General features: G+C 63.4%; 23 protein-coding genes. 13 read left to right on the top strand and 10 right to left on the bottom strand.

The features are described 5' to 3' along the window. Positions 1-21: 21 nt before the first annotated feature. From iscU to iscR, 3 genes are all read right to left on the bottom strand, one after another. Positions 22-423, bottom strand: coding sequence for a Fe-S cluster assembly scaffold IscU (gene iscU / locus NKG59_RS11000; protein ID WP_045204422.1), 402 nt, complete (start codon positions 421-423; stop codon positions 22-24). Between the two features lie 59 nt (positions 424-482). Next, entirely contained in the window at positions 483-1,700 is a 1,218-nt protein-coding gene (locus NKG59_RS10995) for an IscS subfamily cysteine desulfurase (RefSeq protein ID WP_253536724.1), read from the bottom strand. Positions 1,701-1,774: 74 nt separating this feature from the next. Beyond that, the gene (iscR, locus tag NKG59_RS10990) at positions 1,775-2,368 is read right to left on the bottom strand and encodes a Fe-S cluster assembly transcriptional regulator IscR (protein WP_232042377.1); all 594 of its coding nucleotides are present in this window, start codon (positions 2,366-2,368) and stop codon (positions 1,775-1,777) included. A 423-nt stretch (positions 2,369-2,791) separates the two neighbouring features. Between iscR and NKG59_RS10985 the strand changes: the two genes are divergently transcribed. From NKG59_RS10985 to rbsK, 5 genes are read left to right on the top strand one after another with little or no spacing between them, the layout of a single operon-like run. Further along, positions 2,792-3,751 (top strand): sugar ABC transporter substrate-binding protein, encoded by a 960-nt coding sequence (locus tag NKG59_RS10985; protein ID WP_253536723.1) that lies wholly within the window; start codon positions 2,792-2,794, stop codon positions 3,749-3,751. A gap of 29 nt (positions 3,752-3,780) precedes the next feature. Then, complete coding sequence (locus NKG59_RS10980; protein WP_253536722.1) at positions 3,781-5,361, top strand: sugar ABC transporter ATP-binding protein; 1,581 nt, start codon at positions 3,781-3,783, stop codon at positions 5,359-5,361. Beyond that, positions 5,351-6,358 carry an ABC transporter permease gene (locus NKG59_RS10975; protein ID WP_253536721.1) on the top strand — a complete coding sequence of 336 codons (1,008 nt, stop codon included), beginning with the start codon at positions 5,351-5,353 and terminating at the stop codon, positions 6,356-6,358. The genes NKG59_RS10980 and NKG59_RS10975 overlap by 11 nt, the downstream gene beginning before the upstream one ends. Before the next feature lie 18 nt (positions 6,359-6,376). After that, complete coding sequence (locus NKG59_RS10970; protein ID WP_045204427.1) at positions 6,377-7,417, top strand: LacI family DNA-binding transcriptional regulator; 1,041 nt, start codon at positions 6,377-6,379, stop codon at positions 7,415-7,417. Between the two features lie 37 nt (positions 7,418-7,454). After that, complete coding sequence (rbsK, locus tag NKG59_RS10965) at positions 7,455-8,420, top strand: ribokinase (RefSeq protein ID WP_045204428.1); 966 nt, start codon at positions 7,455-7,457, stop codon at positions 8,418-8,420. Between the two features lie 2 nt (positions 8,421-8,422). On the opposite strand, the gene NKG59_RS10960 is transcribed toward rbsK, so the two are convergent. Together NKG59_RS10960 and uvrB are read right to left on the bottom strand one after the other, a co-directional pair. Continuing rightward, entirely contained in the window at positions 8,423-10,507 is a 2,085-nt protein-coding gene (locus NKG59_RS10960) for a site-specific recombinase (RefSeq protein WP_253536720.1), read from the bottom strand. A 169-nt stretch (positions 10,508-10,676) separates the two neighbouring features. Then, positions 10,677-12,767, bottom strand: coding sequence for an excinuclease ABC subunit UvrB (gene uvrB / locus NKG59_RS10955; protein WP_004635725.1), 2,091 nt, complete (start codon positions 12,765-12,767; stop codon positions 10,677-10,679). A 336-nt stretch (positions 12,768-13,103) separates the two neighbouring features. Between uvrB and NKG59_RS10950 the strand changes: the two genes are divergently transcribed. Continuing rightward, entirely contained in the window at positions 13,104-14,300 is a 1,197-nt protein-coding gene (locus tag NKG59_RS10950; RefSeq protein WP_045204430.1) for an amino acid aminotransferase, read from the top strand. 204 nt (positions 14,301-14,504) lie between these two features. Then, positions 14,505-15,776 carry a polyhydroxyalkanoate depolymerase gene (locus NKG59_RS10945; RefSeq protein WP_253536719.1) on the top strand — a complete coding sequence of 424 codons (1,272 nt, stop codon included), beginning with the start codon at positions 14,505-14,507 and terminating at the stop codon, positions 15,774-15,776. A 69-nt stretch (positions 15,777-15,845) separates the two neighbouring features. Here NKG59_RS10945 and NKG59_RS10940 read toward each other — a convergent pair whose 3' ends face one another. Further along, a complete protein-coding gene (locus NKG59_RS10940) occupies positions 15,846-16,541 on the bottom strand; it encodes a TetR/AcrR family transcriptional regulator (protein ID WP_045204432.1) in 696 nt (231 codons plus the stop codon). Positions 16,542-16,681: 140 nt separating this feature from the next. Between NKG59_RS10940 and rsxB the strand changes: the two genes are divergently transcribed. Together rsxB and nth are read left to right on the top strand one after the other, a co-directional pair. Further along, on the top strand, positions 16,682-17,512 hold the full coding sequence (rsxB, locus tag NKG59_RS10935) for an electron transport complex subunit RsxB (protein ID WP_253536718.1): 831 nt from the start codon (positions 16,682-16,684) through the stop codon (positions 17,510-17,512). Between the two features lie 13 nt (positions 17,513-17,525). Continuing rightward, a complete protein-coding gene (gene nth / locus NKG59_RS10930; protein ID WP_045204434.1) occupies positions 17,526-18,170 on the top strand; it encodes an endonuclease III in 645 nt (214 codons plus the stop codon). A gap of 60 nt (positions 18,171-18,230) precedes the next feature. Here nth and NKG59_RS10925 read toward each other — a convergent pair whose 3' ends face one another. Continuing rightward, on the bottom strand, positions 18,231-18,818 hold the full coding sequence (locus tag NKG59_RS10925; protein ID WP_253536717.1) for a malonic semialdehyde reductase: 588 nt from the start codon (positions 18,816-18,818) through the stop codon (positions 18,231-18,233). Positions 18,819-19,426: 608 nt separating this feature from the next. Here NKG59_RS10925 and NKG59_RS10920 point away from each other — a divergent pair. Continuing rightward, positions 19,427-21,232, top strand: a complete 1,806-nt coding sequence (locus NKG59_RS10920) for a S10 family peptidase (protein ID WP_253536716.1) — start codon at positions 19,427-19,429, stop codon at positions 21,230-21,232. A gap of 72 nt (positions 21,233-21,304) precedes the next feature. Here NKG59_RS10920 and NKG59_RS10915 read toward each other — a convergent pair whose 3' ends face one another. Continuing rightward, a complete protein-coding gene (locus NKG59_RS10915; protein ID WP_253536715.1) occupies positions 21,305-22,240 on the bottom strand; it encodes a DMT family transporter in 936 nt (311 codons plus the stop codon). A 118-nt stretch (positions 22,241-22,358) separates the two neighbouring features. On the opposite strand from NKG59_RS10915, the gene NKG59_RS10910 reads away from it, so the two are divergent. Continuing rightward, positions 22,359-22,793, top strand: coding sequence for a DUF1841 family protein (locus NKG59_RS10910; protein WP_009238576.1), 435 nt, complete (start codon positions 22,359-22,361; stop codon positions 22,791-22,793). Positions 22,794-22,852: 59 nt separating this feature from the next. Here NKG59_RS10910 and NKG59_RS10905 read toward each other — a convergent pair whose 3' ends face one another. After that, on the bottom strand, positions 22,853-23,251 hold the full coding sequence (locus tag NKG59_RS10905) for a c-type cytochrome (RefSeq protein WP_009238577.1): 399 nt from the start codon (positions 23,249-23,251) through the stop codon (positions 22,853-22,855). An 11-nt stretch (positions 23,252-23,262) separates the two neighbouring features. Then, positions 23,263-23,631, bottom strand: a complete 369-nt coding sequence (locus NKG59_RS10900; protein ID WP_045204440.1) for a c-type cytochrome — start codon at positions 23,629-23,631, stop codon at positions 23,263-23,265. A 300-nt stretch (positions 23,632-23,931) separates the two neighbouring features. On the opposite strand from NKG59_RS10900, the gene NKG59_RS10895 reads away from it, so the two are divergent. Then, positions 23,932-24,825: an AAA family ATPase gene (locus NKG59_RS10895; protein WP_045204441.1), complete on the top strand. Its 894-nt coding sequence runs from the start codon at positions 23,932-23,934 to the stop codon at positions 24,823-24,825. Between the two features lie 12 nt (positions 24,826-24,837). Then, positions 24,838-25,446 carry a GNAT family N-acetyltransferase gene (locus NKG59_RS10890; protein WP_045204442.1) on the top strand — a complete coding sequence of 203 codons (609 nt, stop codon included), beginning with the start codon at positions 24,838-24,840 and terminating at the stop codon, positions 25,444-25,446. The last annotated feature ends 5 nt before the right edge of the window (positions 25,447-25,451 follow it).

Raw genomic sequence — 25,451 nt, 5'->3', positions numbered from 1 at the left:
GTCCTTTCTATCCAATCCGGCTCAAGCAGCCTTCTGCTCGGTCGAGCCGTGTTTTTCCTTGTAGTCGGCCACGGCTGCCTTGATAGCGTCTTCGGCCAGGATCGAGCAGTGGATCTTCACCGGCGGCAAGGCCAGCTCCTCAGCGATGGCCGTGTTGCGAATTTCCAGCGCTTGATCCAGCGTCTTGCCCTTCACCCACTCCGTCACCAGCGACGAAGAAGCAATGGCAGAACCGCAGCCGTAGGTCTTGAACTTTGCGTCTTCAATCACGCCCTGCTCGTTGACCTTGATCTGCAGCTTCATCACGTCGCCGCAAGCCGGCGCGCCGACCATGCCGGTACCGACCGTGTCGTCGCCCTTCTCGAACGAACCGACGTTGCGCGGGTTTTCGTAATGGTCCAGAACTTGGTTGCTGTAAGACATTTCACACCTCTTTCAATCGTTGGCTGGCGCGGGGGCGCCGTTGTTCTCAAACGCCGCGCTTAGTGCGCCGCCCATTGAATGCTGTTCAGATCCACGCCGTCCTTGTACATCTCCCACAGCGGAGACAGGTCGCGCAGCTTGCCGATCTTGTTCTTGAGCAGTTCGACCACGTAGTCCACTTCTTCTTCCGTGGTGAAGCGGCCGACCGTGAAGCGGATCGAACTGTGCGCCAGTTCGTCGTTGCGGCCCAGCGCACGCAGCACGTACGAAGGTTCCAGCGATGCCGACGTACAGGCCGAGCCCGACGACACAGCAACGTCCTTGATGGCCATGATCAGCGACTCGCCTTCGACAAAGTTGAAGCTGATGTTGAGGTTGTGCGGCACGCGGGCTCCCATGTCGCCGTTCACATACACCTCTTCCATCGTGTTCAGGCCGCGATACAAGCGGTCACGCAGCATGCGGATGCGCTCGTTCTCGGTCGCCATTTCTTCCTTGGCGATGCGGAAGGCCTCGCCCATGCCCACAATCTGATGCGTAGCCAGCGTGCCCGAACGCATGCCGCGCTCGTGGCCACCGCCATGCATCTGCGCTTCGATGCGGATACGCGGCTTGCGGCGCACGTACAGCGCACCGATGCCCTTCGGCCCATATGTCTTGTGGGCCGAGAACGACATCAAGTCGACCTTCAGCTTCTGCAGGTCGATGCCCACCTTCCCGGTGGCCTGCGCGGCATCCACGTGGAAGATCACGCCCTTTTCGCGGCAGATCTCGCCGAGCTGCTCAATGTCCTGAACCACGCCGATTTCGTTGTTCACCATCATCACCGACGCAAGAATGGTGTCGGGGCGGATGGCTTGCTTGAAGACTTCAATATCGATCAGGCCGTTGTCCTTCACGTCCAGATACGTCACTTCGAAACCCTGACGCTCCAGTTCACGCGTCGTGTCCAGCACAGCCTTGTGCTCGGTCTTCACGGTGATGATGTGCTTGCCTTTGCTGCTGTAGAAGTTGGCAGCGCCCTTGATGGCAAGGTTGTCGGACTCGGTAGCACCAGACGTCCAGACGATTTCGCGCGGGTCAGCATTCACCAGTGCTGCAACCTGCTCGCGCGCGGTTTCGACGGCCTTCTCGGCTTCCCAACCAAACGGGTGGCTGCGCGAGGCCGGGTTGCCGAAGCTCTCACGCAGGTACGGGATCATCTTGTCGACCACGCGCGGATCCACCGGCGTCGTCGCGGAATAGTCCATGTAGATGGGAAGTTGCGGGGTGCTCATATCTTGTCTGCCTTGTGTGGGGGGCGATGTTCTTGTGTGGGGCTGGCGTCGTGGCCAGCCTCACGCTGACGCAATCACGACTGCGCCAGGCTGAAAACGGAGTTGACCAGCGGCGCTCGCTTGACCGGCTCGGCGGCCACCGACGTGGCGGCGGGCGTGTCGACCGCGCGTGCGCGTGTCGGCGCACGTTCGCGGCGGGCCGGACGCGCTTCACGCATGTCCTGAATCACTTCGGGCTGACGTTCGCGCTGCTGATCGACCAGGTTCTGCAGCGACACCGAATCGAGATACTCGACCATCTTCTGATTGAGCGTGGCCCACAGGTCGTGCGTCATACAGCGGCCCGTGTGCCCGCCGACATGCTCTTCGCCACCGCAGTTGCCCTTGCCGCCGCATTGGGTGGCGTCCAGCGGCTCGTCCACGGCGATGATGATGTCGGCAACGGTAACGTCGCCGGCACGCCGCGCGAGGCTGTAGCCACCGCCCGGCCCGCGCACGCTTTCCACGATTTCGTGGCGGCGCAGTTTGCCGAAGAGCTGCTCCAGATACGACAGCGAAATCTTCTGACGCTGGCTGATGCCAGCCAGCGTGACCGGACCCTGCTCTTGGCGCAGCGCCAAGTCAATCATGGCGGTGACCGCGAAGCGGCCTTTGGTGGTCAATCTCATGGCGTCGGGGAAATACCTGATCGTTTTGCTCAAGTATAAAGGAACCCGACAAAATCGGTCAACTAAGGCGTCGGGGGATTCCGCGTCGCAGCAAGGGGATTTGCAGAGCCCGAAAAACGGGGTGGCTACGCGGCAGGCCGTATTGTGGACCAAAACAATCAACCACGTTCGATAGGGCTATCACGCCGCTCCCGCAACGCAACTGGCGCGCCGAGCGCGCAGGCGGCGTTACTACGGGTTTTTCCTTATGCGGTGGAAAGCGCAATTTCATTGACTTCTGTTACGCGGTAGCCGAGACTGTCAGATACGCAAACGTTTGCGAAGAGCGAGGCGCGATTGCCCTTAGGAATGCCTTACGGCATGAAGCAGCAACGACGCCCGCATCCACCCGCCCCAGATAGGCCTCTTCCTGGAGGAGACACCATGGATATCCGCCGTCGCCGCGCCCTGAAAATTGGCGCGGGCTCTGCCGTAGCTGCCGCTCTGCCGTTCCCGTTTTCGCTGGCGTACGCCGCCAACCAGCCACCCAAAGTGGCGCTGGTAATGAAGTCGCTCGCCAACGAGTTCTTCCTGACCATGGAGAACGGCGCCCGCAAGCATCAGAAAGATCACGCGTCGGAGTACTCGCTGCTGACCAACGGCATTCGCGACGAAACCGACACCGCCGGGCAGATCCGCCTGGTCGAGCAGATGATCGTCGCGCGTGTGGATGCGCTGGTGCTGGCGCCGGCCGACTCCAAGGCATTGGTGCCGGTGGTCAAAAAGGCCGTGGACGCAGGCATTCTTGTCATCAACATCGACAATCGGCTGGACCCGGCGGCGCTCAAGGAGAAAGGGCTCAACGTGCCCTTCGTGGGGCCGGACAACCGCAAGGGCGCGCGACTCGTGGGCGACTTCGTTGCCAAGTCACTCAAGCCGGGCGATGCCGTGGGCATTATTGAAGGCATTCCGACCACCACGAACGCCCAGCAGCGCACCGCCGGCTTCAAGGACGCGGCCGAAGCCGCCAAGCTGAAGATCGCGGGGGTGCAATCGGGCGAATGGGAAATCGACAAGGGCAACAAGGTGGCGGCCGCCATGCTGCGCTCGGAGCCTGACCTGAAGGCGCTGCTGTGCGGCAACGACAACATGGCCATCGGCGCCGTCTCGGCGGTGCGCGCGGCGGGCAAGCTGGGCAAAGTGCTGATTGGTGGCTATGACAACATCGAAGCCATCAAGGCCATGCTGGCGGATGGGCGTGTCGTTGCCACTGCTGATCAGCACGCCGATCAGCAAGCCGTCTACGGCATCGAGACCGCCCTGAAAGCGCTGGCCGCCAAGACGCCGCAGGCGAAGCTGTCGGGTGTCGTCGAGACGCCAGTCAACCTCGTCACGCGCACGTAAAGCGCCAGACAGGCAAGCCGCCGCCAGCCATGTCTGCCGCTCACGAACCGCGCCCGCCGCTGCTGCGCGTCTCCGCCGTCAGCAAGCACTACGCCGCCCCCGTGCTGCGAGATATCGATCTCGACGTGCACGCGGGCGAGGTGCTTGCGCTCACGGGGGAGAACGGCGCCGGCAAGAGCACGCTCTCCAAGATCCTCTGCGGGCTGGAGACAGCGACCTCGGGTTCCATGACGCTTGGCGGCACACTGTACGCACCCGATTCGCGTAGTGCTGCCGAAGCGCTGGGCGTGCGCATGGTGCTGCAGGAGCTGAGCATGGTGCCCACGCTGACGGTGGCCGAGAACCTGTTCCTCGGCGAACTGCCCCGGCGGCTGGGTTTTGTGGACCGTTCTGCGCTGCGCCATCGGGCCGAACAGGCGCTTGCACGCGTGGGTCTGGACCTCGATCCCTGGACGCCCGTACACAAGCTCGGCATCGGCCACCGGCAGATGATCGAAATTGCCCGCGCGCTGGCCAGCGCATGCCGGGTGCTCATCCTCGACGAGCCGACGGCGATGCTGAGCGCGCACGAAAGCGCCACGCTGTTCGAGCGCATCGACGCGCTGCGCCGCGAGGGCGTGGCCATCCTCTATATCTCCCACCGCCTGGACGAACTGGCGCGCATTGCTGATCGGATCGTTGTTCTACGTGACGGCAAGCTGGTCACCGACGCACCGGCCGCCACGGTCACGCAGGACGCACTCATCCAGGCGATGGTCGGCCGCGACGTGGCCGCTTCATCTGAAACGCAACGGGCCGCGCGCGAGCCGTGGGTTGGTGACGGCTCGCCGGCGCTGCGGGTAACCGGCCTGACGCGTGCGCCAGCCGTGCGCGATGTGAGCTTCGACGTGGCGCCAGGAGAAATCTTCGGCATCGCCGGCCTGGTCGGTGCGGGCCGCACGGAATTGCTGCGGCTGATCTTCGGGGCGGACCGCGCGGATGCGGGCACCGTCGAAGTCGGCACGCCGCTGGCGCCTGTGCGCATCCGCTCGCCCGGCGACGCGGTGCGTTACGGCATCAGCTTGCTCACTGAAGACCGCAAGGACGAAGGCCTGATGCTGAGCCTGCCCATCGCGACCAACATCGCGCTGGGCAACATGCCAAGCGTAACGAAGCGAGGCTGGCTGCAACCGGCGCGCGAGCGTGCGCTGGCGCAGCGGCACATCGGCGCATTGCGCGTCCGTTGCGCTGGGCCTGAGCAACCGGTGGGTGAACTCTCGGGCGGCAATCAGCAGAAGGTAGCAATTGCGCGCTGGCTGGAGCGCGACACGCCCGTGCTGCTGTTCGATGAGCCCACGCGAGGCGTGGATGTCGGCGCCAAGTTCGACATCTATACGCTGCTCGACGCGCTGGCCGCGCGAGGCAAGGCGCTGGTCGTTGTGTCGAGCGATCTGCGCGAACTCATGCAACTGTGCGACCGCATTGGCGTCATGCGCGCCGGGCGGCTCACGCACATCTTCCAACGCGACGGCTGGAGCCAGGATGCCCTGCTCGCCGCCGCTTTCGGTGAATCGGGCGAATCCGACTCACGTGCACCTCAATCGCCCTCGGAGACCGCAGATGCGCTCTGATTCCACCCTGCCCCCGACGACGTCCGCCGCGACCGCCAGCCCGCGCGCAGCACTGGGCATGTCGCTCGGCACGATCGGCGGGTTGCTCGCTGCGCTGGTCGCCATGCTGGTGCTGTTCAGCACGCTGTCGCCGACGTTCTTCTCGCTGCCCACGTTCACAACCATCGCCAACGAGATTCCCGACCTGCTGGTGATGGCCGTGGGGATGACGTTCATCCTGATGATCGGCGGCATTGATTTGTCGGTGGGCTCAGTGCTGGCGCTGGCGGCTTCGGTGCTGTCTATTGCCATGACCCAGTTGGGCTGGGGCTTGTTGCCGGCGGCGTTGGCAGGCGTGGTGCTGGCAACGGCGGCGGGCATGCTGACCGGCGCGGTCACGGTGCACTGGGGTATCCCGTCGTTCATCGTGTCACTGGGCGTGTTGGAAATGGCGCGCGGCCTCGCCTACAGCCTCACCGATTCGCGCACCGTGTACATCGGCAGCGCGGTCGACTGGCTGGCCAACCCCATCGCGCTGGGCATTGCGCCGTCGTTCCTGATTGCGATTGTCATCACGATCGTCGGCCAGATCGTGCTGGTGCGCACGGTGTTCGGCCGCTACCTCGTGGCTATCGGCACGAATGAAGAAGCCGTACGGCTGGCGGGCGTGAATCCGCGCCCCTACAAGATTGCGGTGTTCGCGCTGATGGGGCTGCTCTCGGGCCTGGCTGCGCTGTTCCAGGTGTCGCGCCTGGAAGCGGCTGATCCGAACGCCGGGGTGGGCATGGAGCTGCAGGTGATCGCGGCCGTGGTGATCGGCGGCACGAGCCTGATGGGCGGACGCGGCTCGGTCGTGCGCACACTGTTCGGCGTGCTGATCATCTCGGTGCTCGAATCGGGCCTTGCACAGATCGGCGCATCGGAGCCCACCAAACGAATCATCACGGGCGCGGTCATCGTCGCGGCCGTGGTCATGGATACCTATCGCAGCAAGCGCAACCGCAGCAAGCAACACTAAGAGACAGAGGAGATCGTCATGGCAACCATCAAGGACGTGGCCGCACTGGCCGGAGTTTCGTTCACCACCGTCTCGCACGTCATCAACAACACAAGACCGGTCAACGCCGAGACACGCAAACGCGTGGAAGAAGCCATCCGGGCTACGCGCTATGTGCCCAGCGCCGTGGCGCGTTCGCTCAAACACCGCACCACGCGCACCATTGGCGTGCTCGTGCCCACCGCCACCAACCCGTACTTTGCGGAGTTGGCGCGGGGGATTGAAGATGTGTGCGCTGCCGCCGGCTACAGCGTCATCCTCTGCAACTCCGACGACGACCCCCGCAAGCAGCGCGACTACCTGCGTGTGCTGATGGAAAAACGCGTCGACGGCATCATCGTCAGCAGCGCCGGGCCGGACACGGCATTGGTTGAAGCGCTTGGTGAATCCGCCCTGCCCATCGTGATGGTCGACCGCCCGACCGAAGGCATCCAGGCCGATCAGGTGCAGGTCGATCACGAAGAAGGCGCGTACATGGCGACCAAGCATCTGCTGGACCTCGGCCACCGCCGCATCGCCTGCATCAGCGGGCCGTCGGCACTGAGCGTGACGGCAGAGCGCCTGGCCGGTTTCCACCGTGCGCTGCGCGAAGCCGGCGTGCCGGAAGGCTCCGCCCGCATTGCCGAAGGCGATTTCACCAGCCCCGGCGGCTACCGCGCCGCGCGCCAGTTGCTGACCGAAGGCGAGATGCCCACGGCCATCTTTGCCGGCAATGACCTGATGGGCATTGGTGCGCTGCGTGCTGCTGCGGAACTGGGCATTCCCGTGCCGAAGGCGCTGTCCGTGATGGGCTTTGACGACATCGAACTGAGCCGCTACGTCTATCCGGCGCTGTCCACCGTTGGCCAATCGATCCGCCAGCTGGGCGAGACCACCGCGCAGACGCTGCTCGAACACCTCGGCGACAACGCCTTGCGCCATCCCGTGGAAGAGCGGCGTGCGCGCCGCATCGTGCTGCCGCCGCGCCTGTCTTTGCGCGAGTCGACCGCCGAACCCGAGCGCCCCGCCCGCGCCGCCTGATCCCGCATTCCTTTCACGCTTTCAACGTAGTTTTGCCATGGTGGCCAAGCGCCCTTCCGCCTCTTCTGCCCACCCCGCTGCCGACGTGCTGATCGTCGGCAGCCTGAATATGGATCTCGTGATCCGCACGCCGCGCTTGCCGCGTCCCGGGCAAACGGTTGCTGCGCCTGCGCTGGAAACCATCCCGGGCGGCAAGGGTGCCAACCAGGCCGTGGCGGCTGCGCGCCTGGGGGCCCGTGTCGCCATGCTCGGCTGCGTGGGTGACGACGCATACGGCACCGCACTGCGCGACGGCCTGCGTCGCGAGGGCGTGGACACGTCGATGGTGTCGGTGCACGCCGGGGCGGCCACCGGCATCGCCTGCGTGACCGTGGCCAACAGCGGCCAGAACACCATCGTCATCGTGGCCGGCGCCAACGAATTGCTGACACCAGCCATGATCGAAGCGCAGCGGGCTGCGTTCGAACGCGCACGCGTGATCGTCTGTCAGTTGGAGTCTCCGCCGGATGCGGTGGAATGTGCGCTCAAGCTGGGGCAGCGGCTTGGCAAAACGGTCATCCTGAACCCGGCGCCTGCCATCGGCCCGCTGCCTACCCCATGGATTGCGGCCTGCGATTACCTGATCCCGAACGAAACCGAAGCGGCCCTGCTGACAGCCCGGCCTGTCGATTCGCCCGAAGCCGCGCTGGATGCCGCCGCTGATCTGCATGCGCAGGGTGCGCGGCACGTGATTGTCACGCTGGGCGCGCGCGGCGTGGCCTACGTAGATGCGCAGTCGCGCCTGCTGATGCCGGCACCCATCGCGCAGGCCATCGACACCACCGCTGCCGGCGATACGTTTGTCGGCGCGCTGGCTGCGGCGCTGGCGGAAGGCGTGGCGCCCGATACGGCCATCGCATTTGGGCAAGCCGCGGCGGCAGTGTCAGTCACGCGGCTCGGCGCGCAGCCATCCATTCCGTTCCGTAGCGAGTTGGGCGCGCCTGCCGCGCCCGCAACCCACTAGACCTAGACCGGCGTGCTGGTGCTGGGCGGCGTGCTCACAGTCGGGGCACGCGGCACCAGCAGGCACAGCGGGTCCCGCAAGATTCGGCGCCACACGGCACCCGTCACGCGTTTGCGATCGACTCCGCGCAGGTTGCGTGAGCGCATCGCCATATTGAAGGCCAGCGCGAACGACACCAGCACATTCAGCACCCCCATCAGCGCAATACCTGCCACAGCCAGCCAGAACGGCGCCGTGTGCATCACGTTGGGGCCAAGCACGCCCACGGCTGTTGCCACCGCACCAGTCGACAGCGTGACGTGACGCACTTCCATATGCGGGCCGAAAAACGACAGGATCTCGGGCCCCAGCCCGAGCATGAAGCCCAGCGATACGTTGGCGACAATGCCCGACAGATTGCGCTTCCAGAAGCTGGCGATGCGCTGTGCGCCCTGCGTGCCGACCATGAACCGCAAGCGCCGGTGGTAGGCAATCACGTCATGCACACGGTGCAGCGCAAACCAGTTGTCGGCCCACCCCGCCGCCAGGCTTGAGGCCCACAGCAGCACGCCCGTGAAGATCGCGTACAGCGGCGTCGGCCCAAAGATCGAAAACGAATCGATGGTCGCCATCGCCTTCGCTGCTGAAATCAATTCCGCATGGAAGAACCGCCCCGCCAGCCACTGCACAAGGAAAGCCACCGGCGCCACGGCCACCAGGTTGCCCGCAATCGCCGCCGCGTTGGAGCGGATCATGGCGACCGTGTCGTCGACAAAGCGATCCAGCCCTTCCTGGCGGCCCACCTGATCGAGCCGGTGCGCCAGCGCAGGCGCCGTCATGGCGGGCTGTTTGGTGGCCAGCGTGAAATGCGCGAAATGGATACCGAGAAAGCTGACCGCATAGTTGATCGACGCGAACAGCCCTTCGGTAAAGCGCGACAGATGCGCCCCGGTGATGAAGAACTTGATGTACACGGTGGCCGCCGTAATGACGCCGCCGCCGGCTGCAGCCTTGACCATCGCGCCGTATTCCTTGCCGTCGCGGGTGATGTAGTGCTCGCCGCTTTCCGCAGAGCGCTCGACCACCTTGCGCGCCAGATCAGCAAACGTGGAGCGGATCAGATACCCCACGCTGCGGCGGTGCTGGCTAGCCGACACCAGTTCGGCCGTCATATGCACGAAGCGGCGCGAGCCCTGCGAATCCGCCCACGCCGTGAGCAGCAAATCGATGCGGCCCAGCCACGCCTTCATGCGTTCGACCTGGAACACGACTTCCACCGAGACACCGTTCTCGTCCAGATGCTGATACACGCTGGCCGTAGCTGAGCGGCAGCGGTCCAGCACAGCGCGGAAGTAGTTGAGTTCCTGCAGGAACTGCTCCGGGCTCGCCAGCTCCGTGTCGGGCCGTTCCAGGAAGATCGCGTTGGCCGCATCAGCCAGCAGATAGAACGGAGAATCGGTGAGTTCCGCATGGTCCATGCGGCTGCGGATACCGCGCGACAAACCCGCCGCACGGACTTGGCTGATCAGGATCTGAATGCCGATGCCAAGGCTGCGCTCCAGTCTTGTCTGGCCAGCTGCGTGATCGGCATCCGTCACCCCCGCACGGAACAGCGCATAAAGGCGCGTGACCAGTTCGTCGTCCAGGCCATCCACCCACTTGGCATCGGTCGGCCCCACAAACAGCAGTGCAAACAACGTTGCCAGTTGCGGCTGATTGGGTGCGGGCGGCAGCAAGCGCGCCTGCCAGCGGTCGATCAACTCGCTCCAGAACCCCGAGCGTGACGAAAGCCCCGTATCGCACAGCAGCGACACCGGATCGTTGTCCTGCACGATGCTGCGCAATGTCTGCCCGACGCGTTCAGCCAAGGCCGGATTGTTCTCCAGCACCTGCAGCAGATAGCGCAGACGCGCATAGCGCCAAGACCCCGATTCAGCGCCAACAGGCCGCTCTGCCCGGCGCAGCCAATAGCCCAGCTCGATCAGCCATTCGTTGCGTTCGGCCAGACTGCGCGTGGGTTCGAACTGGGCGAGGATGGCATCGAGTTGATGGCTGGCGTGCCGGGAAGCGCGCCACTTGCGCCACGGGTTAAGCAAAAAATTGAACATCGAACTCCCTTGATGGCGGACGCGTGCAGTCGAGCGCTGCAGCACGTGCCGGTTCCCCGGTCAGGCGACGCACGGCGCCTGAATTTTGCTCTGAAATGGCGTCAAAAATCACGCGCCGCCTGCTTGGAGCAAGGCGGCGCGAATCCGACAACGCAAGTGGCCGCGCAGTTCAGGCAGCCGGAACGATATGGTCTTCGCCGCTCGCCCCGAAGAGCTGCGACTTGAGCTTGGCAAGCTGATCGCGCACCGCCGCCGCCTTTTCGAATTCGAGGTTCTTGGCGTGATCGAGCATCTGTTTTTCCAGGCGCTTGATTTCCTTGGACGCCTGCTTCTCGCTCATGTCTTCGTACTTGGCGGCCTCTTGCGCGGCCTTCAGTTCGGCGCGCGCGTCGTCGACGTTGTACACGCCGTCGATGATGTCCTTGATGCGCTTGACGACGCCACGCGGCGTAATGCCGTGCGCTTCGTTGTGAGCGATCTGCTTGGCACGGCGGCGCTCGGTTTCGCCGATTGCCTTCTTCATCGAATCGGTCATGCGATCGGCATAAAGGATGGCGGTGCCGTTCACGTTCCGCGCGGCGCGGCCGATCGTCTGGATGAGCGAGCGCTCGGCGCGCAGGAAGCCTTCCTTGTCGGCATCCAGAATCGCCACGAGTGACACTTCGGGAATATCCAGCCCTTCGCGCAGCAGGTTGATACCGACCAGCACATCGAACGTGCCCAGGCGCAGGTCGCGGATGATCTCCACGCGTTCTACGGTATCGATGTCCGAATGCAGGTAGCGGACTTTGACGCCGTTCTCCGACAGGAACTCGGTCAGTTGCTCCGCCATGCGCTTGGTGAGCGTGGTCACCAGCACACGCTCGCCAGCCTCGACGCGCACATGGATCTCGGACAGCAGGTCGTCGACCTGCGTCGTAGCCGGGCGCACCTCGATGATCGGGTCGACGAGGCCCGTGGGGCGCACGACCTGCTCCACGACTTCCGTGCCCGCCGTCTTCTTTTCGTAATCCCCGGGCGTGGCAGACACGAACGTCACCTGCCGCATCTTGGTCTCGAATTCGGCGAACTTGAGCGGCCGGTTGTCGAGCGCGGAAGGCAGGCGGAACCCGTATTCAGCCAGCGTTTCCTTGCGCGCGCGGTCACCGTTGTACATGCCGTTGAGCTGACCGATCAGCACGTGCGATTCATCGAGGAACATCAGCGCATCCGGCGGCAGGTAGTCGACCAGCGTCGGAGGCGGCTCGCCCGGCGCGGAGCCGGACAGATGTCGCGAATAGTTCTCGATGCCCTTGCAGAAGCCCAGCTCCTGCAGCATCTCCAGATCGAAGCGCGTGCGCTGCTCCAGCCGCTGCGCTTCCACCAGCTTGTTTTCCTTGTAGAAGAAATCGAGCCGTTCGCGCAGCTCGGCCTTGATGGTCTCGATGGCCCGCAGCACGGTCTCGCGCGGCGTCACGTAGTGGCTCGACGGGTACACCGTAAAGCGCGGAATCTTCTGCCGCACGCGCCCGGTCAGCGGGTCGAACAGCTGCAGCGATTCGACTTCATCGTCGAACAACTCCAGGCGCACGGCCATCTCTGCGTGCTCAGCCGGAAAAATGTCAACCGTATCGCCACGCACGCGGAACGTACCCCGCTGGAAATCCGTCTCGTTGCGCGTGTACTGCATGGCGATCAGGCGTGCGATCACGTCACGCTGGCTGACCTTGTCGCCCGCGCGCAGCGTCAGGATCATCTGGTGGTATTCGCTCGGGTTGCCGATACCGTAAATGGCCGACACAGTGGCCACGATCACCACATCGCGGCGCTCCAGCAGGCTCTTGGTGGCGGAGAGCCGCATCTGCTCGATGTGCTCGTTGATCGACGAGTCCTTCTCGATGAAGAGATCACGCTGCGGCACATAGGCCTCAGGCTGGTAGTAGTCGTAGTACGAGACGAAGTACTCCACCGCATTGCGCGGGAAAAACTCGCGAAACTCCGAATACAGCTGTGCCGCCAGCGTCTTGTTCGGCGCAAACACGATGGCCGGCCGCCCCACCTGCGCGATCACATTGGCCATGGTGAAGGTCTTGCCCGAGCCCGTCACGCCCAGCAGGGTCTGGTACGACAGGCCGTCGCCAATGTTCTCCACGAGCTGGCGAATCGCCTCCGGCTGGTCGCCGGCCGGCGGATACGGCTGGTACAACTGGAACGGCGAGCCCTCGAAAGTCACGAACTTCGACTCATCGTGCGGGCTGGGGACTTGGCTCAGATCGGTCATGGCGGCGGGTAGGATGGCAGCGCGGGAAGTCGACAAAGTGACTCGCACGCCCTCGGAAAGTGAGGGCGGCAGCGGCAATTGCAACCAATCGTCTAGTGTAGCGTGCGGCCCGGGCAATCGTTTGGACAGCCGGGGCGGCAAATCTGTACTGGCCGTTCAAACGCTTTAGGCGCCTGTTCTGCAAGGATTTTTCGGGCGATTAGAGCCTGTATTCGGTACAATCCAACTCCGTGCGCGCCTCGTTGTACATCTGGCGCCGGGCGACCCGCCCCGGAGCCCATGCCGCACCGCCTGCAAGATCCCACCGAATTCCGAACCAACCGATCGAGACATCTCATGTCGCTTTTCTCCGCCGTCGAACTGGCTCCGCGCGATCCCATCCTGGGCCTGAATGAAGCTTTCAACGCCGATACCCGCGCCACCAAAGTGAATCTGGGCGTGGGCGTGTACTTCACCGACGAAGGGAAAATTCCGGTGCTGCGCGCCGTGCAGGAAGCCGAAAAGGCCCGCCTGGCCGCCGCTGCCCCGCGTGGCTACCTGCCGATCGAAGGCATTGCCGCCTACGACCAGGCCGTGCAGAAGCTGCTGTTCGGCGCTGAATCGCCTCTGATCACCGAAGGCCGCGTGGTCACCGCGCAAGCCCTGGGTGGCACCGGCGCACTGAAGATCGGCGCCGACTTCCTCAAGCGCCTGTACCCGAACGCCAAGGTCGCCATTTCCGACCCGAGCTGGGAAAACCACCGCGCGCTGTTCGAGTCGGCCGGCTTCGAAGTCGTCAACTACGCGTACTACGATGCCCCTTCGCACGGCCTGAACTTCGCCGGCATGATGGATTCGCTCAACAGCTACGCGCCGAACACGATCGTCGTGCTGCACGCCTGCTGCCACAACCCCACCGGCGTGGACATGACCACCGAGCAGTGGAAGCAGGTCGTGGAAGTCATCAAGGCAAAGAACCTGATTCCGTTCCTCGACATGGCTTACCAAGGCTTTGCCGACGGCATCCAGCAAGACGGCCTGGCCGTGCGCCTGTTTGCTGAATCGGGCCTGCCGTTCTTCGTTTCCAGCTCGTTCTCGAAGTCGTTCTCGCTGTACGGCGAGCGCGTCGGCGCACTGTCGATCGTGACGACCAGCAAGGACGAGGCCGCTCGCGTGCTGTCGCAAGTCAAGCGCGTGATCCGCACGAACTACTCGAACCCGCCGACGCACGGTGGCACGATCGTCGCCAGCGTGCTGACGAGCCCTGAGCTGCGCGCGATGTGGGAACAGGAACTGGGCGAAATGCGCGACCGCATCAAGTCGATGCGCAACGCGCTGGTCGACAAGCTGGCCGCCAAGGGCGTGAAGACCGACTTCTCGTTCGTGAAGGCACAGCGTGGCATGTTCTCGTACTCCGGCCTGACCTCCGCGCAAGTGGACCGCCTGCGCAACGAGCACGGCATCTACGCCGTGTCGACCGGCCGCATCTGCGTGGCCGCGCTGAACACGCACAACATCGACGCCGTGGTGAACGCCATCGCTGACGTCCTGTAAGGTGCGGTAGGCGTCACGCCTCAGGTGCAATTGCAAAAAGAAAAGCGGCTTCGGCCGCTTTTTTGCTGCATGGGAATAGACTGACACGGGCGCATCATAGAGCGACGCAACACTCTGTTATCAGGGTTTATGCTGCATCGCAGTAACATGCGCCTAGGTGCATAATCGTTTGCGTCGCCCTCGCCACCACAGACCGGTCCAGCCATGCTTTACCAGCTTCATGAATTCCAGCGCGCCCTGCTCAGCCCCATGACGGCTTGGGCCCAAGCGACCGCCAAGACCTTCACCAACCCACTGAGTCCGCTGTCCCTGATGCCCGGCGCGCAACGCTACGCTGCGGGCTACGAGCTGCTGTACCGCCTGGGCAAGGAGTATGAAAAGCCGGAATTCGGCATCCGCTCCGTCAAGTCCAACGGCCGCGACATTCCCATCGTCGAACAGACCATCATCGAGAAGCCGTTCTGCCGCCTGATCCGCTTCAAGCGCTACGCCGACGACGCCGAGACCATCAAGCTGCTCAAGGATGAGCCGATCGTGCTGGTGTGTGCACCGCTGTCGGGCCACCACTCCACGCTCCTGCGCGACACCGTGCGCACGCTGCTGCAGGATCACAAGGTGTACGTGACCGACTGGATCGACGCCCGCATGGTGCCGGCCGAAGAGGGTGCCTTCCACCTGTCGGACTACATCAACTACATCCGCGAGTTCATCAATCACATCGGCGCCGACAAGCTGCACGTGATCTCGGTGTGCCAGCCGACCGTGCCCGTGCTGGCCGCCATCTCGCTGATGGCCTCGGACGGCGAGAAGACACCGCGCACCATGACCATGATGGGTGGCCCGATCGATGCACGTAAGAGCCCGACCTCCGTCAATTCGCTGGCGACCAACAAGTCGCACAGTTGGTTCGAGAACAACGTGATCTATACGGTGCCGGCCAACTATCCGGGGCACGGCCGCAAGGTTTATCCGGGCTTCCTGCAGCACGCCGGCTTCGTGGCGATGAACCCGGACCGCCACCTGTCATCGCACTACGACTATTACCTGAATCTGATCGAGGGCGACACGGAAGACGCTGAAGCCCACGTACGCTTCTACGACGAGTACAACGCCGTGCTCGACATGGCGGCCGAGTATTACCTGGAAACCATCCGCGACGTGTTCCAGGAATTCCACCTGGCCAACGGCACGTGGGTGGTGGAAGGCAAGCCGGTGCGCCCGCAGGACATCAAGAGCACCGCGCTTTTCACCATCGAGGGCGAGCTGGACGATATCTCCGGCAGCGGTCAGACCGAAGCCGCGCATGGCCTGTGCACCGGCATCCCGAACGCGCGCAAGCAGCACCTGACGGCACCCAAGTGCGGCCACTACGGCATCTTCTCGGGTCGCCGCTGGCGCGAGCAGGTGTATCCGCAGTTGCGTGATTTCATTCGCCGCAACGAAGAGGGCGCTCCGCGCATCAAAGCAGTCGCGTAAGCCTTAAGCACCCAAGAAAAAGCCTCGCACCCGCGAGGCTTTTTTGTTGCGCGACGATGCTTCAGCCGATCAGCTCTTGGGCCTATCCAGATACGCCAGCAGCATCTTGATATGCAGTTGCGCAAAGGCTTCGTGCTCGTCGGCCGAGGCAATGTCGCGGCCCACGACGGCGCTGATCGTGTAGCGATTGGACAGCACGTAATAGCCCAGCGCCGAGATCGTCAGATACAGGCGCGACACATCGACGTCCTCTCGGAAGATGCCGCTGCGCTGGCCACGCTCGACCACGCCGCGCAGCACCTCGATAACCGGGTTGACCAGCTCAACCAGGTGCGGCGATGTCTTCAGATGCCGCGCCTCGTGCAGGTTTTCGCTGTTGAGCAGGCGGATGAACTCGGGGTTCTCGTAATAGAAGTCCCAGACGAAACGCGCAAGCTGGACGACCGCCTCGCGCGGATCCGACGACTCGATCTGCACCTGCTCTTCCGCCTCCTTGAAGCGGAAATACATATGCTCGAGCACGGTCAGAAAAAGCTTTTCCTTGCTGCCGTAGTAGTAATACAGCATGCGCTCATTGGTCTCGGCGCGGCGGGCGATGGCGTCGACGCGGGCACCGGCAAAACCGCCCCGCGAGAACTCCTCGATGGCAGCAGCAAGGATGCGTCGGCGCGTGCCGGCGGGGTCGCGACGCGTGCGGGGTGCGGCGGATTCGCCATGAGCATCAGCTTCGATGTCGGCGATTGGTGCGGCTTGGTGAGACGGCATGGCACCTCGGTCCGTTTAGAACGCAGGAATTATGTCATAGGGTTGATACATGCCCGCCGTATGCCACGTCAGGGCATGCACGCCTTGCGCGGGGGCCAAATCGGCGATAATGGCAGGCTATTCAAACGACAAGTCCCATCGTGGTTTCCTTGGTCCCCGCAGTGGCCGCATCCCTGGCCGACCGGCTCGAAAACCTCCTGCCGCAAACGCAATGCACCAAGTGCGGCTACAACGGCTGCCGCCCTTACGCTGAAGCCATGGCCAACGGCGAGGCGCTACCTAATCGCTGCCCACCCGGCGGTGCGGAAGGTGTCCGCCGGCTGTCCGAGGCACTCGGCCGCACAGGTGAGCTGCTGCCGCTGGACCCTTCCAACGGCATCGAACAGCCTCGCGCCGTCGCCGTCATTGACCCGGAACGCTGTATCGGTTGCACGCTGTGCATTCAGGCATGCCCGGTCGACGCCATCGTCGGTGCGCCCAAGGCAATGCACACGGTGCTGGAAGACTGGTGCACAGGTTGCGACCTGTGCGTGCCGCCCTGCCCCGTCGATTGCATCGACATGATCCCCGTCACCGGCGAGCGCGCGGGCTGGGATGCCTGGAGCCAGCAGCAAGCCGATGCCGCGCGGGACCGCTACGTCTTCCGCAACGTACGCCTCAAGCGTGAACAAGCCGAAAACGAAGCACGCCTTGCCGCCAAGGCCGCGGCCAAACTCGCTGCAGTCAGCGCCGAGCAACCGGCCGACGATGCCGAACTCGCCGCGCAGGCGCGCAAGAAGGCGATCATCCAGGCTGCGATTGAACGGGCGCGCCAGAAGCAGGCCGAGATGGCCGCGCGCGGGCAAGGTCCGCGCAACGTGACCGACGTGTCGGCGGATGTGCAAGCCCAGATCGATGAGGCTGAAGCCCGCCGCAAGCGCATTGCCAGCCAGATCGAACAGAGCACCAAGCCCGACGCAGACACCCACTGAACCCAGCCCGACGATGAATCCCGCCAAGCGCCACGCCATCTTCGAGACCCTGCGCGAGAACAACCCGACGCCGACCACCGAGCTGGAGTACACCACGCCGTTCGAGTTGCTGATTGCGGTGCTGCTCTCGGCGCAAGCAACCGACGTTGGCGTGAACAAGGCGACGCGCAAGCTATTCCCAGTGGCCAATACGCCCGCCAAGCTGCTGGCGCTGGGCGAGGAAGGCATCACCGAATACATCAAGACCATCGGGCTGTATCGCACCAAGTGCAAGCACATCCTGCAGACGTGCCGCATCCTGCTCGACCAATACGGCGGTGAGGTGCCGCGCGACCGCGCCGCGCTGGAAGAACTACCGGGTGTGGGCCGCAAGACGGCCAACGTGGTGATGAACACAGCTTTCGGCGAACCCACGATTGCCGTGGACACGCACATCTTTCGCGTGGCCAATCGCACCGGGCTGGCGCCGGGCAAGAACGTGCTGGAAGTCGAACTGAAACTGCTGAAGGTGGTGCCGGAAGAGTTTCGGCAGGATGCGCACCACTGGCTCATCCTGCATGGGCGCTACGTATGCAAGGCGCGCAAGCCCGAGTGCTGGCATTGCGCCATCGAGCCACTGTGCGAATTCAGGCCGAAGACACCGGCACCGAAGGAATGAAAAACGGGGACCGCCATTGCTGAAGCGAGTCCCCGTTTTCTTTGCGCGACCGGCTGTCGATCAAACGATCTTGCACGCCTCTTCGAACGACAGGCGCGGGTTGCGGGGGTGCAGCTTCTCGGCGTCGCCATAGCCGATGTTCATGATGAAGTTGACCTTCCACTGGCCATCGGGGAAGAACGTCCCATTCACCTTGTTGGCATCGAAGCCGGCCATCGGGCCGCAGTCCAGGCCCAGGGCACGCGCGGCGAGCACCAGATAGCCGCCCTGCAGCGAGCCGTTCATCAACGCAGCCGCATTGATCTTGGCCTGATCACCCGCGTACCACGAACGCGCATCGGTATGCGGGAACAGCTTGGGCAGTTGCTCGTGGAATTGCGTGTCGTACGCGACGATCACGGCGACGGGCGCCTGGCGGGTCTTTTCCTGATTGCCCGGCGACATGCACGGAATCAGGCGCTCCTTGGCGGCGGCGCTCTTGACGAACACGAAACGGGCCGGCGTGCTGTTGGCGGCGGTCGGGCCGTACTTCACGGTGTCGTACAGCGTGTGCAGCAGTTCGTCGTCGACCGGCTTGTCCAGCCACACGTTGTGGGTACGGGCTGCGTGGAACAGTTGGTCCAGCACGGACGGTTCAAGCATCGGCATTGCAAGGTGCTCCGGAAAGAGTTGAGGAGCGCATTGTAATGCGCTGATTCCATGCGCGCCGGACACCTGCACACTCCGGATGGGCATCCAGCGCGCCGTTAGCGGCAGGGATGTTTTAGAAGAAACGACATGCCTTGTTTGTATTTAATCGCACTTATTGCGACGCGCCATGGCATTGACGTGGTGATTTTTACAGCCCATCGCACGCAATGAAAAAGAGCCCTTTACAACGGTTTGCTTACGAACTACTTTTTGGTTCGTCATTGTATTACCCACAGGGTTGGACGTATCGGATCCGCATCTGGTTTTAAAACAGGTGCGCGGCCGCATTCATCCCCACGTTTTCGCACAGTCCTTGCCAGACTTTGCGCAAACGCCCTGCGGGCTTGACCCCATGATTATTTTCTTTTTGAAATCCGCTCGGATTTCAGGGGCCTATTTCGCCAAATAAAAAACAATTGCATTAATTTCCGCAGACAAGGCGGGAAATCTGAATATTCGCTTCGCGTCGTATAGAAATGACAAAACGCAAAACGAATATGGAGCCCACTTAAAACTAAACGTTTTAAGTGACGGCGTTCGTCACCCTGAAGAAGGCCATTATCGCCATGAAAAAATCCAGGTTATCGACCAGTGATTTTGCAGGATTGTCTCGAACCCTTGGTGTATCGTTTGCGGCCGCGGCGCTGTCAGCCGTGCTGCTGGCGGGTTGCGGCGGCGGAGACTCGTCCGCCACGGCCAACCCCAGCGGCGTTGCTGCCAACGCAGGCAACGCAACCACGCAGCCGGTCACGGCCGCCGTGCCGCCCGACCAGCCTTACGTCGACCCGAACGTCTACGGCACCGGGCCCAACGACGCCCTGGCTGCCGACCCGGGCGAAAGCGCAGCCATCACGCACCACACGGTCACGATCGGCGGCAAGAGCATCGCCTACACGGCCACCGCCGGGCACCTGACGACCATCGACCCGGTTACGTCGCAATCCAACGCGACGATGTTCTACGTGGCGTACACGCAGGACAACCCGGACCCGTCGAAGCCGCGCCCGGTGACGTTCTTCTATAACGGGGGGCCCGGCTCGTCATCAGTGTTCTTGCTTCTGGGCTCGTTCGGACCGAAACGGCTGCAGTCGTCGTTCCCGAACTTCACGCCGCCGGCGCCGTACAAACTGCCCGACAACCCGGACAGCCTGCTCGACCGCTCCGACCTGGTGTTCATCAACCCGGTCGGCACCGGCTATTCGGCCGCCATTGCACCGGCCAAGAACAAAGACTTCTGGGGTACCGACCAAGACGCGCATTCCATCGACCGCTTCATCCAGCGCTACCTGACCAAGAACTCGCGCTGGAATTCGCCCAAGTTCCTGTACGGTGAGTCGTATGGCACGGCGCGCAGTGCGGTGCTGTCGTGGGTGCTCCATGAAGACGGTATCGAACTGAACGGGATCACGCTGCAATCGTCGATTCTCGACTACGCGAATGCGCTCTCGGCCGTCGGCACCTTCCCGACGCTGGCCGCCGACGCGTTCTACTGGAAGAAGACGACGGTCAACCCGGCACCGGCCGATCTCGACAGCTACATGGTCCAGGCCCGCAACTACGCCGACAACACGCTTGCACCGCTAGCACAAGCGCCGAGCGCCGCGGATGGCGGCTTCGTCAACGTGCGCCTGAACCTGAACCTGGCGACGGCGCAGACGATGGGCTCGTACATCGGCACCGATCCGGTCTCGCTGATCCAGACGTTTGGCAATCCGGCAGCGCTGGGCAACGTACCGTCGCAGAACAACAACCCGCCGTACACGTTCTTCCTGACGCTGAACCCGGGCATCCAGATCGGCCAGTATGACGGCCGCGCCAACTACACGGGCCAGGGCATCGCGCCGTTCATCCTGCCGAACTCAGGCAGCAACGATCCGTCGATCTCGAACATCGGCGGCGCGTATACGGTGCTGTGGAACAGCTACCTGAACACCCAGCTCAAGTACACGTCGACCTCCTCGTTCGTGGACCTGAACGACGCCGTGTTCAACAACTGGGATTTCAGCCACATCGACCCGACGGGTGCCAACAAGGGCGGCGGCAACACGCTGTACACCGCCGGCGACCTCGCCTCGACGATGAGCCTGAATCCCGACCTGAAGGTGCTGCAGGCCAGCGGCTATTTCGACGCCGTCACGCCGTTCCACCAGACCGAGCTGACGCTGGCACAAATGCCGCTCGATCCCACGCTCAAGGCGAAGAACCTGACGATCAAGAACTACCCGTCGGGCCACATGATCTATCTGAACGATGCGTCGCGTACCGCACTCAAGGGTGACCTGGCTTCGTTCTACGATGGCGTGATGGCCGATCGTCCGGCCCTGATGCGGGTGCAGAGCCTGCAACGCCTGCCGGCCGGGCAGAAGAAGTAAACGCCTCAACGCAGAAAGCAAAACCGCCCAGTTCACGCTGGGCGGTTTTTTGTTTGGAGCGAGGATTCGGCTTCAGGCCATGTCATCCACGCTGTGGCCCGCAGGCTTCGCGTCTGCACGCGTGAGCCAGAGCACGCCCGCCAGGATCAATGCGCCGCCCGTCATCTGCATGGGCGCGATCGATTCGCCGAGGAGCAATGCCGCCAGCAGCACCGTCACCACCGGCTCCAGCGTGGACAGCATCGACGCCTGCGCCGCTCCCAGCTTCTGCAAGCCGGCAAAGAACGTCAGGATCGCCACCACCGTCGACAAACCCGCAATGGCCAGTGCCGCTGCCCAGCCACCCAACGTGCCGGGCAGATGCACAGGCGCGCCGGCCAGCGCCATGCCCGCGTACACCACGGCCGCAGCAGTGCAGATGACGGTCGTACACGCCAGAGGATCCAGCCCGCGCGTGACACGCGCCCCGACCGTGATGTAGATCGAGTAGATCACCGCGGCAGCCACACCCAGCGCAATGCCGAGCAGACTGCCGCCCGACAGGCCTGCACCGCCCACCGTCAACCCCGCCCCTACCGAGCACAGCACCAGCGCGATAATCGCCGTGGTGGTCAGCCGCTCGCGCAGGAAAATCGCCGCCAGTACCGTCACGAACATCGGATACAGATACAGCAGCAACGCCACCAGGCTGGCCGGTGCGTAGTTCAACGCCGTGAAAAACGCGAACGACTGCCCCGCGTAGCCGATGCCGCCCATGGCCGCCAGCCCCGCCACGCGCGACCACGGCGGTATGCCGATGCGACGAACACGCATCACGACCACCAGCGCCACGACCGCGATCACGAAACGCACGATCAACAGACCGACCACATTGGCACCGCTCGCATAGGCGTAGTGCGTGAAGATGGCCATCGCGCCAAATGATGCGGCGGACACGGCGATCAGCAGCACGCCTAGGAGCTTGTCGGCGGCGCGCGCGGCGAGGGAGGAATCGGTCGGTTGTCTCATGGCGTGCGGCGTTTTTGTTTGGGGTCGCCGTCTGCGGGTGCGGGGGCGCCATTGTAGCGTCGGCATCTCCCGAAACTGGCCGGCAGGCATCAAGGCGCGTCGGTACAATGGCGAAATCATGTTCAATCCCTCCCGCGACGAAGTCCGTCAATTCTTCTGCGGCGCGTGGCGCAAGCACCGCCAGGCAGAAATCCTCACGCCGCTCGAAGCCATGGCGCTCGACTGGATGCTGCAGCATCCCGAATACCACGACACCCTGGAAGCCGGCGAAGAAGCCCTCGCCCGCGACTACACGCCGGAAAGCGGCCAGAGCAACCCGTTCCTCCACCTGTCGATGCACCTGTCGATCAGCGAGCAGGTATCGGTGGATCAGCCACGCGGTATTCGCGCCGCTTATGAAGCCCTGGCCCAGCGGCTAGACTCGCCCCACGAAGCACAGCATCAGGTGATGGAATGCCTGGGCCAGATGCTGTGGACGGCGCAACGCACCGGCCTGCCGCCCGACGGCGACGCCTATATCGAATGCGTGCGCAAGCGCGCCACCGCCCGCTGAATCCGACGCCATAAAAAAACCGCTCCGAAGAGCGGTTTTTCTTTACCGGCGATACCGCGTTACTTCTTGAGCACCAGCGAACCCGGCAGCGATTCGATGTACGCAGCAATGTCCTTCAGCTCCGCCTGGGTAAACGGACGCGGCTTGCCATCGGCGCCGATGGTGGCAGGGTTGCTATTGACCTGGCCGGCCATGATGGCGTTGCTACGGCCCACCAGCGGGTTGTTGCTGGTCTGATAGGCCAGCAGCGCGTGATAGATGTAGTCGCCGTGCTGGCCGGCGAGCTTCGGATAGTCCGGCGAAATCGGAGCGTTCAGGCCAGCGCCATGGCAGGCCACGCAGGCGCCCTTCTCCACCAGCTGCTTGCCCTTTTCAATATCGGCAGCCTGTGCCGACACGGCCGCGGCCAGCATCAGCGCGCCCAGATTGAACGAGATTGCGAGCGAGATCTTCTTCATATTCTTCCTCGTCACTTCTGGGGGTTGTTTTGGGTGGCAGCCGTCTGCTGCGAGTAATACGCGGCGAGGTTGGCAATGTCCTGGTCGGTCAGCGAGCCGGCGATGGCGCGCATGGTCGGGTGCTTGCGGTCACCCTTCTGGTACGCATGCAGCGCGCTTTCGATGTACTTGGCGTTCTGGCCGCCCAGATAGGGCACGCGATACACCTCAGGGAACGACGTCTTGTAGTCGGGGATGGCATGGCAGCCGATACACATGGCGACCTTGTTTTCGGCGGCGGCCGCGTTGCCCTGAACGTCGGCTGCGGCGGCGCTGTTGGCTGCGGCGGACAGTGCGCCGAATGTGCCCAAGGCGGCCACCATGGTGAGGATCTTTTTCATCTCGTTCTTAAGCGTGGAGTTTCAGAATCCTGCTCGCCCTGCCGGCTTGGCTCGTCTCAGCCGGCTGTCTCGCTGGGCGCATTCACCCGCCGTTGGCAACTGGCCAGAGGACGGTCATTTGAGGTGCGTCAAACCGGCGCATTGTACCGCACCGTTTTTTTGCCAGTCCAGTTAGGGCTCCCGTGACTTGACAGCAAGGAATGGCACGGCGCATTCGCCACGCCGCCGCCCGGCGTCAAACGCCCAAATGCTCTTATACTGGCCGTTTCCAAATCTTTTACCGCTCAGTAGGCTTGCACGATGAACACCACCACCTCGCCTGCCTCATCCGACCAGCGCTCACGCTTCGAAGGCTCCGACCAGTACGTCGCCACCGATGACCTCAAGCTCGCCGTCAATGCGTCCATGACGCTCCAGCGCCCGCTGCTCATCAAGGGCGAGCCGGGCACGGGCAAGACCATGCTGGCCGAGGAAGTGGCCGCCGCGCTGGGCATGCCGCTGCTGCAATGGCACGTGAAATCGACCACCAAGGCGCAGCAGGGCCTGTACGAATACGACGCCGTCTCGCGCCTGCGCGACTCGCAGCTGGGCGACAAGGAAAGTAGCAACCGGGTCCACGACATCCGCAACTACATCGTCAAGGGCGTGTTGTGGCAGGCCTTCGAGGCGGACAAACCTGTCGTGCTGCTGATCGACGAGATCGACAAGGCCGACATCGAATTCCCGAACGACCTGCTGCGCGAGCTGGATCGCATGGAGTTCTACGTGTACGAAACGCGCGAAACCGTCCGCGCCAAGCACCGCCCGCTGGTGATCATCACGTCGAACAACGAGAAGGAACTGCCCGACGCGTTCCTGCGCCGCTGCTTCTTCCACTACATCAAGTTTCCGGATGCGGAGACGATGCAGGCCATCGTCGACGTGCACTACCCGGGCATCAAGCCGGCGCTCGTGAAGGCCGCACTGGATGCGTTCTACGAGATGCGCAATCTGCCGGGGCTGAAGAAAAAGCCGTCGACGTCCGAACTGATCGACTGGCTCAAGCTGCTGCTGGCCGAAGACATTCCGCCGGAATCACTGCGCAGCCAGGATAAGAACGCCGCGATTCCGCCGCTGCACGGCGCGCTGCTCAAGAACGAGCAGGATGTGCACCTGTTCGAGCGCCTGGTGTTCATGAATCGCGCCAACCGCTGAGCGAGTCGGACCATGTCGCGCCTGATCGAGCCCGTCACCTTGTCCGGCCAGCACGCCTGGCTGGAGCCGCTCGGGCCAGAGCATCTGGATGAAGTGCGCGCCGCGGCCGCCGATGGTGAGCTGTGGAAGCTCTGGTACACCTCGGTGCCCTCGCCTGACAAGACCGGCGATTGGGTGGCCATTGCCCTGGACATGCGCGAACGCCTCGGCGCCATGCCGTTCGTCGTACGCGAGATGCGCGATGGGCAACCCGGCAAGGTGGTCGGCGCCACGCGCCTCTTCAACGTGGACGAAGCCAACCGCCGGCTGGAAATTGGCCATACGTGGTACGCAAAATCCGTCCAACGCACGGCCGTCAACACGGAAAGCAAGCTGTTGCTGCTCACGCACGCGTTCGAAACACTGCGCTGCATTGCGGTGGAATTCCGCACGCACTGGATGAATCACCAGAGCCGCGCAGCCATCGCCCGGCTGGGCGCTAAGCAAGACGGCGTGCTGCGCAATCACCAACGCATGCCGGACGGCAGCTTCCGCGACACGGTCGTGTTCTCGATCATCGAATCGGAATGGCTGACCGTGAAACGCCATCTGCAATACAAGCTGGAGCAACCGCGCGCATAAGCGCC

Source organism: Ralstonia chuxiongensis, from assembly GCF_024158925.1.
In the GTDB taxonomy this organism is placed as follows: Bacteria; Pseudomonadota; Gammaproteobacteria; order Burkholderiales; family Burkholderiaceae; genus Ralstonia; species Ralstonia chuxiongensis.
The sequence above is the reverse complement of the archived record's forward strand: the minus strand, read 5'-3'. Positions and strand labels throughout refer to the sequence as shown.

Excerpts from the sequence above, each read along its gene's own strand:
- NKG59_RS10925 (WP_253536717.1), bottom strand. The coding sequence starts at position 18,818 with ATGCCGATGCTTGAACCGTCCGTGCTGGACCAACTGTTCCACGCAGCC.
- NKG59_RS10905 (WP_009238577.1), bottom strand. The coding sequence starts at position 23,251 with ATGAAGAAGATCTCGCTCGCAATCTCGTTCAATCTGGGCGCGCTGATG.
- NKG59_RS10995 (WP_253536724.1), bottom strand. The coding sequence starts at position 1,700 with ATGAGCACCCCGCAACTTCCCATCTACATGGACTATTCCGCGACGACG.
- NKG59_RS10890 (WP_045204442.1), top strand. The coding sequence starts at position 24,838 with ATGTCGCGCCTGATCGAGCCCGTCACCTTGTCCGGCCAGCACGCCTGG.
- nth (WP_045204434.1), top strand. The coding sequence starts at position 17,526 with ATGAATCCCGCCAAGCGCCACGCCATCTTCGAGACCCTGCGCGAGAAC.
- rbsK (WP_045204428.1), top strand. The coding sequence starts at position 7,455 with ATGGTGGCCAAGCGCCCTTCCGCCTCTTCTGCCCACCCCGCTGCCGAC.
- NKG59_RS10910 (WP_009238576.1), top strand. The coding sequence starts at position 22,359 with ATGTTCAATCCCTCCCGCGACGAAGTCCGTCAATTCTTCTGCGGCGCG.
- NKG59_RS10975 (WP_253536721.1), top strand. The coding sequence starts at position 5,351 with ATGCGCTCTGATTCCACCCTGCCCCCGACGACGTCCGCCGCGACCGCC.
- NKG59_RS10940 (WP_045204432.1), bottom strand. The coding sequence starts at position 16,541 with ATGCCGTCTCACCAAGCCGCACCAATCGCCGACATCGAAGCTGATGCT.
- uvrB (WP_004635725.1), bottom strand. The coding sequence starts at position 12,767 with ATGACCGATCTGAGCCAAGTCCCCAGCCCGCACGATGAGTCGAAGTTC.
- NKG59_RS10945 (WP_253536719.1), top strand. The coding sequence starts at position 14,505 with ATGCTTTACCAGCTTCATGAATTCCAGCGCGCCCTGCTCAGCCCCATG.
- NKG59_RS10915 (WP_253536715.1), bottom strand. The coding sequence starts at position 22,240 with ATGAGACAACCGACCGATTCCTCCCTCGCCGCGCGCGCCGCCGACAAG.
- NKG59_RS10895 (WP_045204441.1), top strand. The coding sequence starts at position 23,932 with ATGAACACCACCACCTCGCCTGCCTCATCCGACCAGCGCTCACGCTTC.
- NKG59_RS10970 (WP_045204427.1), top strand. The coding sequence starts at position 6,377 with ATGGCAACCATCAAGGACGTGGCCGCACTGGCCGGAGTTTCGTTCACC.
- NKG59_RS10950 (WP_045204430.1), top strand. The coding sequence starts at position 13,104 with ATGTCGCTTTTCTCCGCCGTCGAACTGGCTCCGCGCGATCCCATCCTG.
- NKG59_RS10920 (WP_253536716.1), top strand. The coding sequence starts at position 19,427 with ATGAAAAAATCCAGGTTATCGACCAGTGATTTTGCAGGATTGTCTCGA.
- iscU (WP_045204422.1), bottom strand. The coding sequence starts at position 423 with ATGTCTTACAGCAACCAAGTTCTGGACCATTACGAAAACCCGCGCAAC.
- NKG59_RS10900 (WP_045204440.1), bottom strand. The coding sequence starts at position 23,631 with ATGAAAAAGATCCTCACCATGGTGGCCGCCTTGGGCACATTCGGCGCA.
- iscR (WP_232042377.1), bottom strand. The coding sequence starts at position 2,368 with ATGAGATTGACCACCAAAGGCCGCTTCGCGGTCACCGCCATGATTGAC.
- NKG59_RS10985 (WP_253536723.1), top strand. The coding sequence starts at position 2,792 with ATGGATATCCGCCGTCGCCGCGCCCTGAAAATTGGCGCGGGCTCTGCC.
- NKG59_RS10960 (WP_253536720.1), bottom strand. The coding sequence starts at position 10,507 with ATGTTCAATTTTTTGCTTAACCCGTGGCGCAAGTGGCGCGCTTCCCGG.
- NKG59_RS10980 (WP_253536722.1), top strand. The coding sequence starts at position 3,781 with ATGTCTGCCGCTCACGAACCGCGCCCGCCGCTGCTGCGCGTCTCCGCC.